Annotated in this window: 14 protein-coding genes; 10 read left to right on the forward strand and 4 right to left on the reverse strand. The window is 49.7% G+C overall.

Annotated elements, in window-relative coordinates; translation table 11 throughout:
- The 9 genes from VIM87_RS29970 to VIM87_RS30010 form a co-directional block, all read left to right on the forward strand.
- On the forward strand, nucleotides 1-1,085 hold a 1,085-nt coding region (locus VIM87_RS29970; protein WP_332000538.1), incomplete at its 5' end, for a polysaccharide biosynthesis tyrosine autokinase.
- Nucleotides 1,078-2,424 carry a flippase gene (locus VIM87_RS29975; protein WP_332000539.1) on the forward strand — a complete coding sequence of 449 codons (1,347 nt, stop codon included), beginning with the start codon at nucleotides 1,078-1,080 and terminating at the stop codon, nucleotides 2,422-2,424. The genes VIM87_RS29970 and VIM87_RS29975, both read left to right, overlap by 8 nt.
- Nucleotides 2,417-3,109, forward strand: coding sequence for an FkbM family methyltransferase (locus tag VIM87_RS29980; protein ID WP_332000540.1), 693 nt, complete (start codon nucleotides 2,417-2,419; stop codon nucleotides 3,107-3,109). Before VIM87_RS29975 ends, VIM87_RS29980 begins: the two co-directional genes overlap by 8 nt.
- Nucleotides 3,109-3,759: a class I SAM-dependent methyltransferase gene (locus tag VIM87_RS29985; protein ID WP_332000563.1), complete on the forward strand. Its 651-nt coding sequence runs from the start codon at nucleotides 3,109-3,111 to the stop codon at nucleotides 3,757-3,759. Before VIM87_RS29980 ends, VIM87_RS29985 begins: the two co-directional genes overlap by 1 nt.
- 50 nt (nucleotides 3,760-3,809) lie before the next feature.
- The gene (locus tag VIM87_RS29990) at nucleotides 3,810-4,664 is read left to right on the forward strand and encodes a hypothetical protein (RefSeq protein WP_332000541.1); all 855 of its coding nucleotides are present in this window, start codon (nucleotides 3,810-3,812) and stop codon (nucleotides 4,662-4,664) included.
- Nucleotides 4,665-4,666: 2 nt separating this feature from the next.
- Complete coding sequence (locus VIM87_RS29995) at nucleotides 4,667-6,112, forward strand: hypothetical protein (protein WP_332000542.1); 1,446 nt, start codon at nucleotides 4,667-4,669, stop codon at nucleotides 6,110-6,112.
- A 41-nt stretch (nucleotides 6,113-6,153) separates the two neighbouring features.
- The gene (locus tag VIM87_RS30000) at nucleotides 6,154-7,254 is read left to right on the forward strand and encodes a glycosyltransferase family 1 protein (RefSeq protein ID WP_332000543.1); all 1,101 of its coding nucleotides are present in this window, start codon (nucleotides 6,154-6,156) and stop codon (nucleotides 7,252-7,254) included.
- Nucleotides 7,251-7,988, forward strand: a complete 738-nt coding sequence (locus VIM87_RS30005) for an FkbM family methyltransferase (protein WP_332000544.1) — start codon at nucleotides 7,251-7,253, stop codon at nucleotides 7,986-7,988. The genes VIM87_RS30000 and VIM87_RS30005 overlap by 4 nt, the downstream gene beginning before the upstream one ends.
- 44 nt (nucleotides 7,989-8,032) lie before the next feature.
- Nucleotides 8,033-9,436 carry an undecaprenyl-phosphate glucose phosphotransferase gene (locus VIM87_RS30010; protein ID WP_332000545.1) on the forward strand — a complete coding sequence of 468 codons (1,404 nt, stop codon included), beginning with the start codon at nucleotides 8,033-8,035 and terminating at the stop codon, nucleotides 9,434-9,436.
- On the opposite strand, the gene VIM87_RS30015 is transcribed toward VIM87_RS30010, so the two are convergent.
- On the reverse strand, nucleotides 9,433-10,242 hold the full coding sequence (locus tag VIM87_RS30015; protein WP_332000546.1) for an FkbM family methyltransferase: 810 nt from the start codon (nucleotides 10,240-10,242) through the stop codon (nucleotides 9,433-9,435). The genes VIM87_RS30010 and VIM87_RS30015 overlap by 4 nt on opposite strands.
- Before the next feature lie 120 nt (nucleotides 10,243-10,362).
- On the opposite strand from VIM87_RS30015, the gene VIM87_RS30020 reads away from it, so the two are divergent.
- Nucleotides 10,363-11,130 carry a phosphosulfolactate synthase gene (locus VIM87_RS30020; RefSeq protein ID WP_332000564.1) on the forward strand — a complete coding sequence of 256 codons (768 nt, stop codon included), beginning with the start codon at nucleotides 10,363-10,365 and terminating at the stop codon, nucleotides 11,128-11,130.
- Nucleotides 11,131-11,520: 390 nt separating this feature from the next.
- On the opposite strand, the gene VIM87_RS30025 is transcribed toward VIM87_RS30020, so the two are convergent.
- The 3 genes from VIM87_RS30025 to VIM87_RS30035 are packed head-to-tail and all read right to left on the reverse strand — an operon-like array spanning nucleotide 11,521 to nucleotide 18,171.
- Nucleotides 11,521-13,776 carry a DUF4838 domain-containing protein gene (locus VIM87_RS30025; RefSeq protein ID WP_332000547.1) on the reverse strand — a complete coding sequence of 752 codons (2,256 nt, stop codon included), beginning with the start codon at nucleotides 13,774-13,776 and terminating at the stop codon, nucleotides 11,521-11,523.
- Between the two features lie 9 nt (nucleotides 13,777-13,785).
- Nucleotides 13,786-16,659 (reverse strand): tetratricopeptide repeat protein, encoded by a 2,874-nt coding sequence (locus tag VIM87_RS30030; RefSeq protein ID WP_332000548.1) that lies wholly within the window; start codon nucleotides 16,657-16,659, stop codon nucleotides 13,786-13,788.
- A 15-nt stretch (nucleotides 16,660-16,674) separates the two neighbouring features.
- Nucleotides 16,675-18,171, reverse strand: coding sequence for a glycosyltransferase family 2 protein (locus VIM87_RS30035; protein ID WP_332000549.1), 1,497 nt, complete (start codon nucleotides 18,169-18,171; stop codon nucleotides 16,675-16,677).
- Nucleotides 18,172-18,182 lie beyond the last annotated feature (11 nt).

Here is an 18,182-nt window from a genome sequence, read left to right on the forward strand (position 1 = left end):
GCATTGCCAGCATACCCGCCTACGCCCGGGAATACATTAATATAAAGCGGCAGCAAAGCGTAAAGGAAAACCTGTACCTGCACCTGCTCAAGAAAAAGGAGGAAGCTGCCGTGGCCAGCGCCAGCAATGTAACGGATAATAAGACCATTTCACCGGCCTATGTGCCGGATAAACCTGTAGCGCCCCGCAAGCCTTTGGTGTTTATAGGATTTATAGCCGCCGCGCTGGTGCTTGCCAGCGCATACATTTACATCAAGTATTTCCTGAACCCGCGCGTGCTCAGTAAAAAGGAAATAGAGCAGGTGTTTAACATGCCGGTAGTAGCGGAAATTTTCCGGCACGAAGAAGGCGTAAGGAACCTTTCTTTAGGCAACCGCTCTATTCTGCGGGAGCAGATCCTGAACCTGCGCACCAATATCAAATTCCTGCTTACGGAACATACGGGTACCGCCACCATTTTACTCACCTCCAGCATCTCCGGTGAGGGTAAAACTTTTTTGTCGGCCCACCTGGCCAGCACCTTAACGGTGAACAATAAAAGCGTAGTGCTGGTGGAGCTGGACCTGCGTAAGCCCAAGCTATCGAAGTTCCTGGGCATGGACCATAACACGGGCATTACCAATTATATACTGGGTACTGAAACGGAGGATGAAATTATCCGCAGCGTGCCCGGTGTGCCGCGCCTGTTCATTGTATCATCCGGCCCCATTCCGCCCAATCCCATTGAGCTCATGGAAGGGCAGCGCATGAGCAATTTGCTGGCATCCTTAAAAGAAAAGTTTGATTATGTAATTATTGATACCTCGCCCATCGGCATTGTATCAGATGCAAAAAGCATCCTGGCGCATATTGATTGCTCGCTGTTTGTGGTGCGGTATAACTATACCCTTAAATCCAAGCTGGTAGCGGTAGAGGAAGGCCTGCCCGAAGAATTCTTCCGGAAAACAGGCATTGTGTTCAACGGCATAGAGCAGGATACTTTTTACCCGTACTACTATTACTACCAGTACCGGTATGAGGAAACAAAACGGGAAAGAAATACCTGGGGTTCGTTCATTAAAAAAACAGCCAAAAGAATTGCATAAGGTATTTGAAAATAGCGCCTGGTTAATGATCGATAAGGTCAGCAAGCTGTTCCCCGGCATCCTGGTAATGGCGGTTATAGCCCGTCATTTGGGGCCGGAGGAGTTTGGCATATGGAGCTATGCCATTGCCCTTACCACTATTGTAGGCAGCATGGCTTTGCTGGGCATGGATAAAATTGCGGTAAAGGAGCTGGTGGAGCATGAGCAGGAGCAGCCGGCAACGGTAGCTACCGCTATTAGCATGCGCGTGGCAGCCGCATTGATTTGCATGGCCATTAGCACCGGTATTGTGATCCTTAGCCGCCCGCAGCAGGACCTGTACCTGTATTGCACCCTGTTTGCAGCAGGCAGCATAGTATTGCAGTCTGCCGATGTGCTGGATTATTTCTACCAGGTGAAGAACGATGTTAAAAAGGTGATCATTCCCAAAGTGAGCGTGTTCCTGTTCTTTTGTGTGGTAAAAATGATGGTGATTGTTTGCAGTGGTACGCTTATCACCTTATTATGGGTAACGCTGCTGGAATCACTGGTAACCTTCCTGGTAGTGATCATTGTCTACAGCTATCACCAGGTGCCGCTATCTGTGTTAAATGTACAGCCTTACCGGGCAGGCCGTCTGCTTACGCAAAGCTGGCCCCTGGTATTTTCCAGCTTATTGGTAATGCTGTTCGTAAAGGCCGACCTGTTGCTGCTGGATATGCTGGGCAGCGCTGCCCAGCTGGGAGCCTATGTGGTAGCAGCGCGCATTTCCGAATTGTGGTATGCCATTCCCACTGTATTTGCTACCGCCATGCTGCCTACGCTCATGCGCCAAAAACAGCTAAGCAGGGAGGCTTACCTGGCGGTGCTTGAAAAATGGCTGCGTTTATCTTTCTGGTCATCCCTGGCCATTGCCGTAGTAGTCACCTTATCTGCACATATCATTATTCCACTGCTGTATGGCGCCAAATACCTGTCTGCATCCCCCATCCTCATGATCCATACCTGGGCCGGCATACCGGTATTCCTTAGTGTAGCCTTTGTGCAGTATTTGATAGTTGAAGGGAAGTATAAAATATACCTGTACAGCAATATCAGCGGCCTGGTGGTGAATGTGGGGCTTAACCTGCTGCTTATTCCCTCCATGGGTGGCATAGGCGCGGCAATAGCTACCGTAGCCGCCTATACGTCGGTATACGCTACCATGGTGGTGCTGGATAAAAGCGGGCAGGGGTGGCTGCTTTTAGGAAAAGTAATGGCGCCGGCACTGGTGCGTAATGATCTCCGGCAGGCATATAACAGGCTGAAAATTTTTACAGGCAGGCGCTTGTACTCCGAAAATATAGCAACGAATGACTAACCTCAAGAATATACTGAGCAATACGGCCGGGCGGTTATTTCCGCAGCTGCGTTATGGCGTTAGGGCCTTTAGTTCCGAAGGGGAGGACCTTATCCTGAAAAGGATCTTTCACCAGCAGGCAGCCGGTGTGTATGTGGATGTAGGCGCACATCACCCCTTCCGTTTTTCCAACACGTACCTGTTCTACAAAATGAAATGGCGGGGTATCAATATCGATCCCATGCCCGGTTCCAGGGCGCTGTTTGATAAATACCGCCCGCTGGATACTAACCTGGAAATGGGCGTATCCGCACAACGGCAGTCACTCACCTATTCCATTTTTAATGAACCGGCCCTGAGCACTTTTTCCGGTGAAAAGGTGAAGGAATACACACAGGATCCGCAGTACCGCGTAATAGGGCAGCAGCAGATAGAAACCTGGCCCCTGGCCGATATCCTGGACCGCTACCTGAATGGCAGCACGGCCATCGACTTCCTGACCATTGATGCGGAAGGGCTGGATATGGAGGTGCTGCAATCCAATAACTGGAAAAAATACCGCCCGCGCTATGTATTGGTAGAATCGCAGCCTTTTGAGCTTTCACGTATTGATGATAGTGAATTGTGCCGGTTTATGGAGCAGGTAGGGTACCGCATTTTTGCCAAAACCTATTACACTTACTTCTTTAAAAATATGCAACCGTGATGATGAATGGCAACCGGTTATATGTACAATATGGCAGCGGGCCTTATACCGCACCAGCCGGCTGGAAGAATTTTGACGCTTCCCCAACGCTCCGGCTGCAGCAGCTGCCGGTAATTGGTAAGCTCCTTAAAAAAAGGATGCACGTAGCCTTTCACCCCGATGCGCTGCTGGGCGATATTCTGAAAGGGCTGCCCGGCATTGCGGAAAACTCCTGCGATGGGGTTTACTGCTGCCATGTGCTGGAACACCTGTCTTATGCAGACTGCATTACCGCAATCCGCAACACCTACCGGATCCTTAAGCCCGGCGGCCTTTTCCGCTGTGTGCTGCCGGACCTGGAATGCGCCGCCTGGAGGTATATTGATAACCTGCGGAGCAATGATCCGGAAGCTAATGTGAAGTTTATGGAAGAAACATTGCTGGGCAGGCAGCAACGCGTGCGCGGTATGCGCCAGTTAATACAAACAGCCTTTGGTAATAAAGAGCATCAGTACATGTGGGACCATACATCACTCACACACCAGCTGCAGCAGGCCGGTTTCCGGCAGGTGCGCAGGTGCGCGTTTAATGATGCGGCAGATGAAATGTTTAAGCGGGTAGAAGAAGAAATAAGATTTCAAAACGCTGTTGCATTGGAGGCAACCAAATAATGTTAAGCACTCCCATTCTGTTACTGGTATTCAACCGCCCCTTGCAAACTATGAAAGTGTTTGAGCAGGTAAGGCTGCAACGGCCGCAGCGTTTATTCATAGCGGCAGATGGCCCCCGTGCAGGTAAACCGGGGGAGGAAGCGCTGTGCACAGAAACGCGTGACCGGCTGCTGGCAGGTATAGACTGGCCCTGCGAGCTGCAAACCCTGTTCCGCCCCGCCAACCTGGGTTGCGGAAAAAATGTAAGCAGCGCTATTGACTGGTTCTTTAGCCAGGTGGAGGAAGGGATTATACTGGAAGATGATTGCCTGCCGGATCCTACCTTCTTTACATTCTGCACCGCCATGCTGCAGCGGTACCGTAACAACAGCAGTATCATGCACATTAATGGCAGCAATTTCCAGGCAGGCATACAGCGGGGTAATGCATCCTACTATTTTTCCCGTTACTCTCATGTATGGGGATGGGCCAGCTGGCGAAGGGCCTGGCAGCATTATGATTTTACGTTACAGGCTTACAGGCATGCCCCTTTACATGGGCTTAACCGCTGGCTGTTGGCAGAGATAGAGGACATGCGCAATAAAAAGTCAGATACCTGGGATATACAATGGTTTATGTCCGTATGGTTTAACCACGGCATGGCCATTACACCTAACACTTCCCTCATCAGGAATATCGGCTATGGGAAAGAGGCCACGCATACCAAACGTATTCCGGGCTGGTTCCGGAAAATGGTATATGGCGCAGTTACAGATCTCACACACCCGCAGGCGCTGGTAATTGATGCGGAGGCCGATCATTACACGGCCGGCAAGGTATTCCATACCAGCCGGCTTACCATGCGTATTAAGAAGATAGTGAAGGGTAATACATTGTTGTACGGGTTATACAAACGCATTTCATAATCATGCAGGTCAGTTATAGCATATTACAAAGCAGTAGTTTCTTCGTGGAATGTTTCCGGGAAACCATGCCTTTGCTTATTGCAGCGCTGCTGTTGTATCTGTATTACAAACAACGCATCTCTATCATAGATACCCTGTTGTATGCTTTTGCTTCCGAAGCTTACACTATGCTGGCCATAGGCCCCACATTCACCGCTACCTTTTTCGTTAGCACTTTTATTTGTATTGAGCAGGCGCACCGGCTATTCACCGGCGGGCAGCACATTCGCAGGGAATATTTGCTGCTGTTATTATTGCCATTGCTATCGCATATAACGGTATTCCTGGTCACACAGCTGTACAAGGATCCTTTTAATTACCCCGGTGGCAGGTATTATGCTTTTTATACCAAGCCGCTTTATTTCTACATTAAAACCTACCTGCCGCTGTTTGCCATCGGCAGCAGAATAGTACAGGAAAGAACCCCTTTATCCTGGGCTGCGTTCTGCGAAACCATGAAACGCATTACAAAGATCTCCCTGTGCATAGCCACCCTGCAGATCTTTATACAGCTTACTTTCCAGAATGTGGCGTTAAGTGAAATACTGGGCCTGCAAAGCCGCTACCTGGCACAGCAGATCAGCGGCCCCCTGGGTTTACGGGTACAGGCCTGGTTTGGTGAGCCCAAAGTATTCAGCGCATTTTTATCCCTGGCCATTCCCATTTTGGTAAAGGACAAAGAATATAAGGTTGCAGTCGCCGCCTTTGTGGTAGGCATTCTTACCGCTTCCCAAACCTTTTATATTAACCTGCTGGTGGCAGGGGTTGTATTCGTGATCTTCGGCCGGCTCAATGGCGTGCGGCTCAAAATACTGTGCACACTGGGCCTTATCATAGGCATTTTTATGACGGTGGCCGCTTCGAAAGACTATCTGCTCAAACATTATATGGCCAATCGTAACGATCCCGTATATAAAGCGCTTTTTGAAAGGTCGGCCTACCGTTACGATAATGAAATATGGCAGAAGAACAATATTGTGCTGGGCATGCCGCTGCAGCGGGATATGGAATTACCGGTAGTGGATTTCCTGCGTGATGAGCCCTACCTGCTGTTATCAGGCTACGGGGCCGGCAACAGCACCTTTATTCCGCCTTCCTATTTTTTCGGGCAGCCACTCTATGAATTCCGGGTGGCAGGCGTAGGCGGGCATAACCTGAATATGCGCTGGTTCTTTATCCTGGCTGAATTTGGCGGGGTAGCGCTCGTGTTTTTCTTCCTGATACTTACCCGCGTTGGAAGCGGCGTATTGCTTTTCCAGCGCAGCTATTTTGCCTTTGTAGCAGTCTGTTTTTTCTTTAGCCAGATAGATCTGATCATGATCATAGTAGCTATGTTGGGCGCTTATGGTACAGCGCCTGCACAGGATCCGCTATACGAAAAAGATATACGCTTAGCCTGGGGGCGTTAAGCACAGGCCTTTTTATCATATCCTATTAACCGATTCCCGTTATGCAGGTGTACTTGGATAACATTGTATTTTCTATTCAAAAAGCAGGTGGCGTATCCGTTTACTGGTATGAGCTGCTGAAGGGTATTTTTAACAGCGGCTTGTCTGTGAACCTGCTGAATACGCAGCGCAGCTCTGCAAATATTTTTGAGCGCAGGCTTGATTACAGCCGTTTTGCATGCCTGAAAGAAAGCAGGCTTCCCTTCAAATACCTGCGCTACATGCCTATCCGCTGCAGGCTGCCGGCCACCTCCATTTTCCATGGAGGGTACCTGCGCGTATCGCCCCAAAAGAATATCCTGAACATTTTAACGGTTCATGATCTGGCGCATGAGCGCAAGCTGGCCACGAAGTTCCCCAGGGGCTTAACCAATATTCTGCAAAAGGCATACGGCATCCGCCGGGCAGATGGTATTATCTGCATCTCTGAAAGCACCCGGCAGGAGCTGCTGCATTTTTATCCCTTTGTAAATCCCGAAAAGGTAAAGGTGGTGTATCATGGCATTGCCAATGATTTTTACCCGCTGAACAAAAGCATCCCGCCGTTCTTTACCCTGCCCTTTAACCTGCAGCAGCCCTTTATATTGTATGTAGGCGCGCGCAGGAACTACAAGAATTTTTGGGTAGCCGTAAAAGCCCTCAAACAGCTGCCGGAGGCTTATAAGCTGGTGATCGTTGGCGGGGAGCAATGGAGCCGGGAGGAAATGATCGCCTTGCAGGAAATAGCAGGCCGCTATCACATTTTTGAAAATGTAAGCGCTGCCGATCTGAATGTGCTGTACAACTATGCATTTTGCCTGCTGTACACCTCCATTTACGAAGGCTTTGGCTTTCCGCCGGGCGAAGCGTTGAAAGCAGGCTGCCCCGTGGTAACCACCAACCGCACTTCCATGCCGGAAGTGGTGGGGCCTGCCGGCTTGCTGGTGGACCAGCCGGATCCCCTGGCCTTTGCAGAAAAGATCACTTCACTGGAAAATATGCCCTACCGCCAAAGGCTTACCAGGGTAGGGGTACAGCAGGTACAAAAATTTACCTGGGAAAAAAGCGTAGAGGAAACTATCTCTTTCTATCAAGATTGTTGGAATTATAAATTCTCAAAATGAACCTCCTATTTAAAATTGCCGATACCGCAAAAGTGTATCTGACCGCAGGCCGGGGAATTTCTTCGTTATTGGAAAAAGGCGCTTCAGTAGCCTCCACCCAGATCCTGCATAACTGCCGGCATTACATCCCTGACCTGAAAGTAATTATTGATGTAGGCGCCAATAAAGGGCAGTTCACCATGGCCGCCAATCATTATTATCCCCGGGCCGCTATCCACTCATTTGAGCCGTTGCCGGAAGTATTCCAGGTGTTACAGCATAACACCCGCAAGCTTGCGGGCATACGCACCTATAACCTGGCGCTGGGCAGCTCCAGCGGCTGCCTGGAATTTTACCGTAATGCTTATTCGCACGCCAGCTCTGCCTTACAGGTGTCGGGCCTGCAGAAGGACATGATGCCACAGACCGCTGACACGGACCAGATAACGGTGCCGGTTAAACGCCTGGACGATCTGCTGCCGGATATCCGGCTGTTATCGCCTGCATTATTGAAAATGGATGTGCAGGGTTATGAAAAGGAAGTGCTGAAAGGCGCGGTAAGCAGCCTGCGTAGTATTGACTACCTGTTATTTGAATCATCCTTTGTACAGATGTATGAAGGGGAGCCCCTGTTTGATGAGATGCATAATTTCGTAAAAGACCTTGGGTTTGAGTTTATTGCCCCGGTGGGATTTTTACAATCGGATCAGCTGCAGATCCTCCAGATGGACTTGTTATACAAAAGAAAAAGATAGTTGCTATTCCGCTGATCTCAATTCTACCCCCAAATAAGTGTTTTATGAAATGGAATACAGATGTTAGTTATTATATAAGGCTGCTGATCGATTATGTGGTGCTGACGTTGTTTTTCCTGTGCACGCGCCGCTATATAGCCGGACAGGGCGATGTATTCTTTTCCTCCTTTAACTGGCTGTTGCTGGGCATCAGCTTAATTGCATGGACTATCATCGGCATTTCAGTACATTTATATGACGACTTCCGCACCCGGCCCTTTTCCATTGAGCTGGTAGCTATCCTTAAAACAGTGCTGATCCATGCCTGTTTCCTTACCTTCCTGTTCTTTTACTTTTTTAAATACTATCCATATCCCCGCACCTTTACCCTGTTGTATAACCTGCTTGTTTTTTCAGGAATGGTTATCGTCAAATACATCGTTAAAAAATCGCTGCTGCGCTTACAGATCATGGGTTATAATACAAAGAATGTACTGATCGTAGGCACAGGCGATATGGGGATGAACTTTTACAGGACCATCCTGGATAATGAGCATTTTGGTTACCGTTGTGTAGGTTTTGTGGATGAGCAAACCAACACACACCTGAACGGGCAGTTCCTGGGCACCCTGCCGGACCTGAAAAGGATCCTGGAAGAGCATGATATTGACGATGTGGTAGTAGCCATGCCCGGCGGTTTAAATGAGCAGCTGCACCAGATCATTGTAATGAGTGAGCAGGAAGCAAAACGGGTGCGCATCATTGCAGACTGCTATAACTATTGTACTACTACCGCCAGCATGCACCTTTGCGGTAACCTGCCCCTGTTAACTATTCGTTCCTCGCCGCTGGATGATCCTGCCAGGCAGCGCCTGAAGCGTTTTTTTGATGTTACCATCAGCATACTGCTTTTTATTTCCATGTTCAGCTGGCTGTTCCCCCTCATTGCCCTGCTTATTAAGCTCACCTCCAAAGGGCCGGTATTGTATAAGCAGGAAAGATGGGGTTTAAAGAACCAGAAAATAACCTGTTACAAGTTCCGCTCCATGGTGCAGGATTGTGATATGGTAGATGCTAACGGGCGTTTTTTACAGGCCACCCCAAATGATAAGCGCATTACCCCCATTGGTAAGCTCCTGCGTAAAAGCAGCCTGGATGAGCTGCCGCAGTTCATTAACGTACTGCGGGGCGATATGACGCTGGTAGGCCCCCGGCCGCATGCCATACCCCTGCACATGGAATCAAAGCAAACCATACAGCGTTATATGCTGCGCCACCTGGTAAAGCCGGGTATTACAGGCTGGGCCCAGGTAAATGGCTGCCGGGGTGAAACACGCCTGCCGGAGCAAATGCAAAAGCGGGTAGACCTGGACCTGTGGTATATTGAGAATTACAGCTGCTGGCTGGATTGCCAGATCATTCTGCAAACCTGCATGAATATGATCAAGGGCGATAAGCAGGCGTATTAACGGGCGCTTTTGCGCAACGCCACAATATTCTGGAAGGCAAATATTTCATATTGGGTAACATTGTATTTCCCCAGGGGTTTCAAACCATCCGGCAACAAACGGTAAAAATCATAGCCGGGCAGTACGGCTACAATATCTCTGAAAAAGGTGCGGGATATCACATTCATTTCATTGAACTCTATTTGCACGGCTCCTATAAGGCCACGCTCAATGGCCCTTTGAGCGCCTTTTAATACACCCAGCTCATGCCCTTCGGTATCAATTTTCAGTAAGGCAATTTTGGAAAGCTGGTTACCGGCTATAAAATCATCAATGGTAGTAAGGGTAATATGTTTTTCCTCTGCCTGCCCTTCATGCAATTGCTCTATTACTTCTTTGTAAATGCTGGCGTGTTCGGATCCGCCATCGCCCGCATAATCGTAAATAGCCGCGGTAGCAGGTACTTCACCGGCGCCCAGCGCCACAGGGGTGAACCGGTAGCTGCGGGCAGCGGCTTCCAGCTTTTTAAAAGCTGCAGGGTGCGGTTCAAAAGCAAAAAGGGGCAGGCGTATGTGCTGCTTACGCAGCATAATGGAGTAATGCCCTATATTGGCGCCAATGTCAAGAATAACCCCCTCATTCAGCTTGCCGTTGTTAATAAGGTAACGGATAAAAGCTTTTTCTCCTGACAGGTAATCATTCTCGGAATTGCGGATGCCCAGTCCGGACATGCTTAGCTTATACAGGAACAGGTGCGCCGGGTAAAACATTTTCCGGGCAAACAGGTATGCATAGGCTTGTTTGAATGATCTGCCAAGGAGGTTCATGGGTGGTTATTGTTAGGGTATTGCAGGCATTAAATATACCATTATTGGGTAGGGTAAAGTTGTTCATTTTGTTCATTGAGATTTGATCCTATCTTTGCCATGGAATTAATCATGGAAACTATGAATTTTAACCTGGATAAGATCCCCGGACGTACCGCACAGCCCCGCACTTACGGGCTTACAATGGTAACTGATAAAGGTTTAAGCCTGCAGGATACCAAAGACTTCCTTTCCGTGGCGGCCCCGCATGTGGATGTAGTGAAGCTGGCCTTTGGCACCGCGCATGTAACGCCTAACCTGGCTGAAAAGATAAAAACATACCAGTCGTATAATATACCTGTATACTTTGGCGGCCTGCTGTTTGAAGCCTTCCTGGTACGTAACCAGTACAATGATTATGTGAATGCCATAAAGGAATATGGCATCAGTTATATAGAAGTATCCGATGGCTCTATCGATATTCCGCATGCAGAAAAGTGTGGGTATATAGAAAAGCTGGCTAAGCTGGGCACCGTATTAAGCGAAGTAGGCTCTAAAGATAAGGACCGGCAGCACATTACGCCGCCCTATAAATGGATAGAGCTGATGAAAGCAGAAATGGAAGCAGGTGCGCAATACGTAATTGCAGAAGCGCGTGAAATGGGTACCGTAGGCCTGTACCGCGATTCCGGCGAAGTACGCGAAGGGCTGGTGCAGGAGATCCTCACAAAGATCCCCCATGAAAAGATCATCTGGGAAGCGCCCCGCAAGGATCAGCAGCTTTATTTCCTGGAGCTCATAGGCTGTAATGCCAACCTGGGTAACATCGACCCGCATGAGGTAATTCCCTTAGAGGCCATGCGCATAGGGCTGAGGGGCGATAGCTTTCATTTTTATTTGGGAGAATAGAGAAAGAATAGTAATAAATTTCTGCTCCACCTCCGCATCCTGTAACGTACGCTTTGCAGATGCATTATTATATTTGAAAGGTTCACGCTTATTTGTTTTTGAACATCCGCAGCATGCGCTCAGGGGTAATTGTAATTACGTACAAGGACATTTAGGTTGTGGCCGGTGTTGGATCAGCTAAGTCAGTTGGATCAATTGGGGCATGTCCGTTGATGCAAAACCGTAATCACGCAGTACTCATTTTTTTGAAGGTCCAAACGCCCGGACCTTTGCCCGGCGCGCCACGCTTGATAACGCCTCATAGTCCAACAACGCCGGTACGCCCCTTATCGCCAAATAGTTATTCAAAACAGGCGGGTGCAGTCCGGCGTTGGGCCTTCAAAAAAATGCCTACTCCACATACACCTCATCACAACACACTGCCGCCAGCTTATTCCCCGGCGCTCCGCGCCAGGCCGGCACCACCGGCAGGCAATGCGCCGTTACCCTTACATACCTCGCCTGCACGGCCGCAAACCGTATATTACAATCATTGATCTGCACCGTATTATCCTCCGCCTTCAGCATCTGCTGTGTACCCACAGCTGTAAAGTTCACGCCGTCAGCAGAGCTCTCCACCACCACATCCACCGGGTTAAAAATATAGTGCCGTGGGTCCTGCAAAAAATGCGTGCTTATTTGTTGTATGGTTTTGTTAGCCCCCAGGTCTATAGTAGCTACCAGGTCTTTGCCGTAAATAAACAGCCAGTTAACGCTAAAATCATTGGTGCCTGTTACGCCGTCAGTAAGTGTTTGTTCTTTATTGGCAGGGTATTCCGGTGCATAGGGATGTAATAATTTCACCGGCGCCTGAAAGGCCAGGCTATTCACCCATTTGCGGGCAAACAGAACCGCCCATTCCTGCTGATAGGCATCCGGGCTGATGCCATTTTCAGCAAGCAATGTTACACCGGCCTTTTTGCACTGCTCCACAAATTGCTGCACACGACCGGGCCAGCGGGGATTTATAATATACCCGTTGCCGTTATTATCCGGCACCAGGTAACCATGTTTTTTCGTACCAAAGCGGCGGGATTGCTGTAACACGGTATATTCCAGCGGCAGTCGGGCATTCCGTACCCGGGTGCTTAGCAGGGTATCCCCATCCACGGCTTTTTCCGCCTGATCCAATAATGCTGCATATTTATCAATAGCAGCAGGCGACAGGTAATCGGAGAAATTATTCGCCGGGTTGCCGTAAATATCCAGCTGTGCTTTAGTGCGTTGCAGGGTATCGCTCAGGGCCTGTAAATATTGGGCTATAAAGGGACCGGCCTTGCCATAATAACCATCCAGGAAGCCGGTAATAATATCCGTAGCAGGTTTATCAGGGTTCCACAGCAGTTTGGCCTGCAGGTAGCTGTTCAGCTCCGCCATATCGCTATACGTGTCTGCGCTGCCTTGCGAAAAAACGCCTTTTACTTTATTGGCGGCAAAGTATTGCAGGTTAGCCTGCAGGTTGTTGTAATCCGGGAACGGCGCCAGGTAATTGGTGAACTGGGTAGTATAATCCCACACGAATAAATTAGGGCTCAGCGCCCCCCAGTCCTGCAGGTTTTTGCGGAAGCCGGCAGCAGAAGGTGTGCTGCTTAAAGGCTCCTGCCGGTAGGCGTCAATGCTGCTAAGCATAATGTACACATTAGCGGCCGGTTTGGTTTGCCGCGGTGGGCGGGCTGTTTGCTGGTAGGCCAGGGTAGTGAACTGTTGTTCCGGGAAGGCAGCGGCCACCCTGTTCACAAAGCGTATAAGCGTACCCGTGGTACTGCCTTCTGCAGCGTTTATTTTGCTGCATTGGTCGCAGGTGCAAAAGCCGCCTCCGTCTTCTGCCGCTATAGACCAGTATAATGCATCCGGGTTTTCAGCAATGGCTTTGCGCAAATAATCTACGGTGATCTTAAACACCGCTTCATTGCTTAAGCATAATTGAGTGGCTTGGCGGCTGCCATTTACCAGCGCATAATATTCCGGGTGTGCGGCAAAATAAGTGTTGGGAGGCACCAGCTTAAAAAAGGAATGGCCCCACAAGCCCCAGAGGTCTTCAAACCGCTGCAGGTGATGCCATTCCAGGTATTCATTGTCAAATGCAGCGGGGTAGTAGGTTTCCCGGTACTGGAATGCAGGCTCCTGTTTATCTGTTAGCTGCGCGGGCAGGTGCAGGTTAGTGCTGTGCGGTACGGTGGCCGGTATGTTGGCGTATTTACGGCAGCCGCAGTATTTTTCCAGTAAGGTGTATACACCGTATACCACACCTTTTCCCCGGCTGCCTTTTATGTACAGGTTGCCCTGCACATCGGTGGTCAGTAAAAAGCCTTCATTTTTCAGCGGGCGTGTATCATACTTTTCCGCCGCGCCGGTATTCCCAATAAAAATGGCCGGTTGCTGCCGGTAGGCTTTTTCTTTGATCAGGGGCAGGGTAGCGCCGGATATGCGTTTTACATAGTCCTGTAACACACCGGCAGCATGGGTTTCATTCTTACCTGCATCTTCCGGTATCACGATCACGTATTTGGAGGCGCCATTGGTAACCAGGTTAATTTGACCCGGCTGGCAGGCGGTGTGGCCCAATAGCGTCATTAGCAGCATCCATGTAAACATAGTCCTGAACATGTAATGTGATTAAAACCTGCGCTGCAGTGTTACATAAATATCATACTGGTTCTGGAAATTGGTATCGCTGATCTTTTGATTGATCCAGGTGCCATACAGGCCCACGGTGGTGCGGTACCTGAATGTTTTCTGGTAACCGGCGCCCACGCTGCGGGTGAGCAGGCCCGATAGTTTAGGGAACTGGATCAGCCGGCTGCGGTCGTCCGGCGAGGTGCCCAGTCCTGCTATAAACGAAAGATAGTCCTGCCCGTGGTTCATATAATAACGGGTGGTCAGGTTAAAGGAAGTATAAAAGTCCGGCGAATCACTGATGAAATAAGCCCGCAGGTTCACATAAAAATCTTTGAACGTTTTGCCTAATGAAGCTACACCGGAAACTACGTTGCCGCTGTCGGCCTGCCGCAGGTAACGTGCGCCCAGCTCTGCTTCCACGTCATGCTTAAAGGTTTTAAATAAAGAGTAGGCCAGCCTTACCTTTGGAAATACCAGCTCATTGGAATAGCTGGCCAGCGCATAGGAGTACAGCTGTTTGTTGTGCGTGTAATACAGTTCCGCTTCGCCCATTAAGCCGGTGCCCTGTTCCCGCCCCGCATAGTTTAAGCGCGCAGCATAAGAGCCTCTTTTAAAAAAATGCCGGTATTCCAGGGTGGCAATGTTGTATTTATTATCGTTGTAATCGTAGCTGGAATGCAGGAAGAACATGCCGAACTGGTTCTTCAGTGTTTTGCTTTGCAAAAAGTCTGCATAGTCTATATTGGCGGCGCCGGGCTGCAGTTTTACTACAGAATCGGCTGCTGCTGCTGCCTGCGCATACTCCTTTTTATTTTCCAGGGTAATGGCCCTTTTCTGTAAAAAAGCTACGTTATCCGGGTAATAATGGATGCCCCGGTTGGCATACAGCAGCGCGCTGTCATATGCCTGGCGGCCGTTTAAAATGTTAATGCTGTATAACAGGGCCAGGGAATCGCGGCTGTTTACGGCCAGCACCTGGTTAAAAGCCTGCAGGGCGCTGTCCGGCGCATTGTTCCGCTGGTGGCTGATGCCGGCTGCCAGCAAATTCTCCGTATAGGCATTCCGGTATTTAGTGGAAAATGGGTAGCGCTGCATTAAGGCGTAATTGATAGCGCCGGCTTCCTCATAGCGTTTCATATCTGTGAGTATGCTGGCTTTTTTCAGCAGCAGGTCCTTATTATCCGGGTGGTATCCCAGGGCCTGGTTGGCATAGTACAAAGCGCTGTCCGGCCGTTGCTGTGCGCTTTCCAGGTTAATGAGGTAGTTCAGCGCGTCCGCATTATCCGGCTGCCGGGCCAGTACGGCCTGCAGCTGTATGCGCGCCATATCATATTCCTCTGCCTGCATTAGTATGCGGCCGGCTGTTAAACGGGTTTCTGCCAGCATACTGCTGTATCTGGGATCATTAGGATATTGGGCCAGCAGCGCAGCGGTTATATCTGCCGCTTCATCATAGCGTCCCATATCTGCCAGTATATTCGATTTCTTTAGCAGAAAACGGGTGTTGTCGGGGTAAGTAGTTAGCGCCTGGTCCAATACCTGTAAGGCGCGGGCCGGGTCTTTTTGCACCAGGTAAGTGTTGGAAAGCATATCCAGCGCCGCGGTATCAGCAGGGGCTGCCTGCAGGGCCATCTCAAATTCAGCACGGGCCAGGTCATATTGCTGCTGCGCCAGGTAATCCCGTCCGCTGGCTACTTTCAGGCTTACATAGCGGTTCTTCAGATCGGCAGATGAGGGGTTGCTTTGCCGCAGCCGCCCGGTAAGCGCTGCTGCTTCCGTGAATTTGCGGTCGCTTTCCAGCACATCTATTTTTAATTCCAGCAAACGCTGATCATTAGGGTTTTGTTTCAGGCCCCGGTTAATCCATGCCAGCGCTTCGCGGTAGGCGCCCCTGGACATGCTCAGCCCAATTACCTTATCCAATGCTTCCCGGTTACCGGGATTTTTTTCCAGTATGCTCTGGTATAGCAGGTAAGGATCTGTTTGTGCATAGTAAGCCGCCGCTTCCATACGCAGGGATACATCCATGCCACGGGCTTTGGCGTCATTCGGGTAATACTTCAGCACCTGCTGCAGCACGCCCAGCGCATCGGCATAGTTGTGCATATCCTGCAGCAGTGACAGCTTGCGCATCAGCAGCTCATAAGATGATGGATTGCCTGCCAGCGCAGTATTCACCTGCTCCAGTGCAGGGGAAAGGTTGCCGGAGCGTATATACATGTTAGTGATGGCGGTGGTGGCTTCCTCATTATCCGGCTCCATCAGCAGCGCTTTTTCATAGCTGCTGCGGGCCAGGTTGTTATTGCCCCTGGCCCTGAAATAGTTGCCTGAAAGCAGGTAGTGGCCGGTATAGGCATTGCGCACGGTAGTGTCTTCGGGGTAAGTGTTCAGCAGGGTAGTGGCATAGGCATCGCCCTTGTAAAAGTTGGCGGATGCATCCAGCACGCTTAGCTTCTTTAACATCAGGTCGTGGTCATTGGGAAAATAGCCCAGCCCTTCATCCGCATAGCAGGCAGCTTCCTCGTATTTCTTTTCAGACAGCTCTATATTGATCGCATAAAAATAAGCATCGCGGTAGCGCGGGGCCGCTGCCAGCACCTGTTTTACATACTTCCTGGCCAGATCGTTCCGTCCGGTAAGCATATACAGGCGGCCCAGCAGCAGCTGCTGATCCGTCATATCCGGTTGTTTGGCCAGCGCCTGTTTGGATATTTCTATAGCCTGTTTATAATTTTGCGCTTTGGTTTGCCGTACCGCTTCATTGTACAATTCCTCTGCATCCTTTCCTTTTTTTCCAAATAGCTGCGCCGTAGCCGGCAGATAGCTGCACAACATTATAACCGGTAACAGGTATTTTATAGCACTCCGCATGTATAACAGTTTGGTCTAAGCAGCAGTCGTTTTTTTCTGTCCAAAACCCTGGCGCTGCATATTTCCCCAGGTATGTTTTTTTCCTACTATAAAGAAATAATATCCGCGCAGCGCAAAGAACACGATCAGCGGATGGTATATGAATGGTTCCAGGAAGGCCATCAGCGCCAGTCCCATTACCTCTTTCCAGGTTTTATAATAACGGTAGGTCATCTGGTCCCACCAGATGGCCAGGGTAGTGATCATTACCGAATACAGGTACACAAACAGCAGTAAGATGGTAGCAAAGGGCCAGTTGATATGGTTGGTGATGATCAGGTAGATGTAATACAGGATACCCGTAAATTCAATAATAGGCGCCAGGAACTCAAAGAACAGGTTATACGGCAGCACGATCAGGCCTAAACGTTTATACCGCGGGTTAAAGATCACCTTGCGGTGTATGGTCATGATCTCTGCCAGGCCGCGTCCCCAGCGGGTGCGCTGCCGGCTGAACACTTTTAGGTTAGGCGGCCCTTCTGTCCAGCACTGGGAGGTAGGGATATAACGCACGGCATATTTCAGCTTGTTATCTATCATGTAGGTGCACATGCGCGTTACAATATCCATATCCTCTGCAAAGGATTTGCTGTCGTAACCGCCGGCTTTAATAGCGATCTCTTTATCAAACAACCCCAAACCACCGGATACGTTGGGCACGCAGTTAATAAGGCTCCAGCCCATTTTACCCAGCACATAGGCGCGTATATATTCCATTTCCTGGAAGCGCGGCAGCCAGTGCCGGGGCGGCCGCACACGGGTTATCACGCCTTCATCCACCTCGCAGGAGTTGGCCAGGCGCAGGGTTGCACCGGTGGCTATTACCCGTATGCTATCCTCCACCACATGCACATACCCGCATTCCGGGCAGGGCTCGCCTACTTCCTTGATCTTTTTATTTTCCTCATCCATAAAGGGTTTGATCATGCGCAGCAGCGTATCTTTTTCAATAATGCTGTCCACATCCGTACACAGGAAGTAAGCATAGGCAGCAGCGTTAATGCCGGCATTGGAGGCATCTGCCTTGCTTTTACCATTCACCTTATCAATCACCACCAGCTTATCATAGGCCGTATTAACGGATTTGAATACACGTTTTACAGGCTGGGATTGTATGCGTTCATTATAGGCAAAAACCACCTCTTCAAGCTGGAACTCGTTAATGAGCTTTTCCAGCGTATCGTCCGTACTGCCGTCGTTTACAATGATCACTTCAAAAACAGGATAGTTCAGCGTAAGCAGCGACCGTACGTTGGAGATAATGGTAACCCCTTCATTATAGGCCGGTGCAATTACGGAAATGCCCGGCGCCAGGGGCGATTGTACCATAATATTATGATCCACATAGCTGTTCTTGCGCTGGTACCGGATAATGCCCCGCAGGGAAAGCATGGCCAGCAGCGCATACCAGAACAGCATGGTACAGCCATACACAAAAACAAAACCCTCATAAAAATTCTTAATAAACTCCACGCGCGTTCAAT

The organism is Chitinophaga sp., from assembly GCF_036569125.1.
In the GTDB taxonomy this organism is placed as follows: domain Bacteria; phylum Bacteroidota; class Bacteroidia; order Chitinophagales; family Chitinophagaceae; genus Chitinophaga.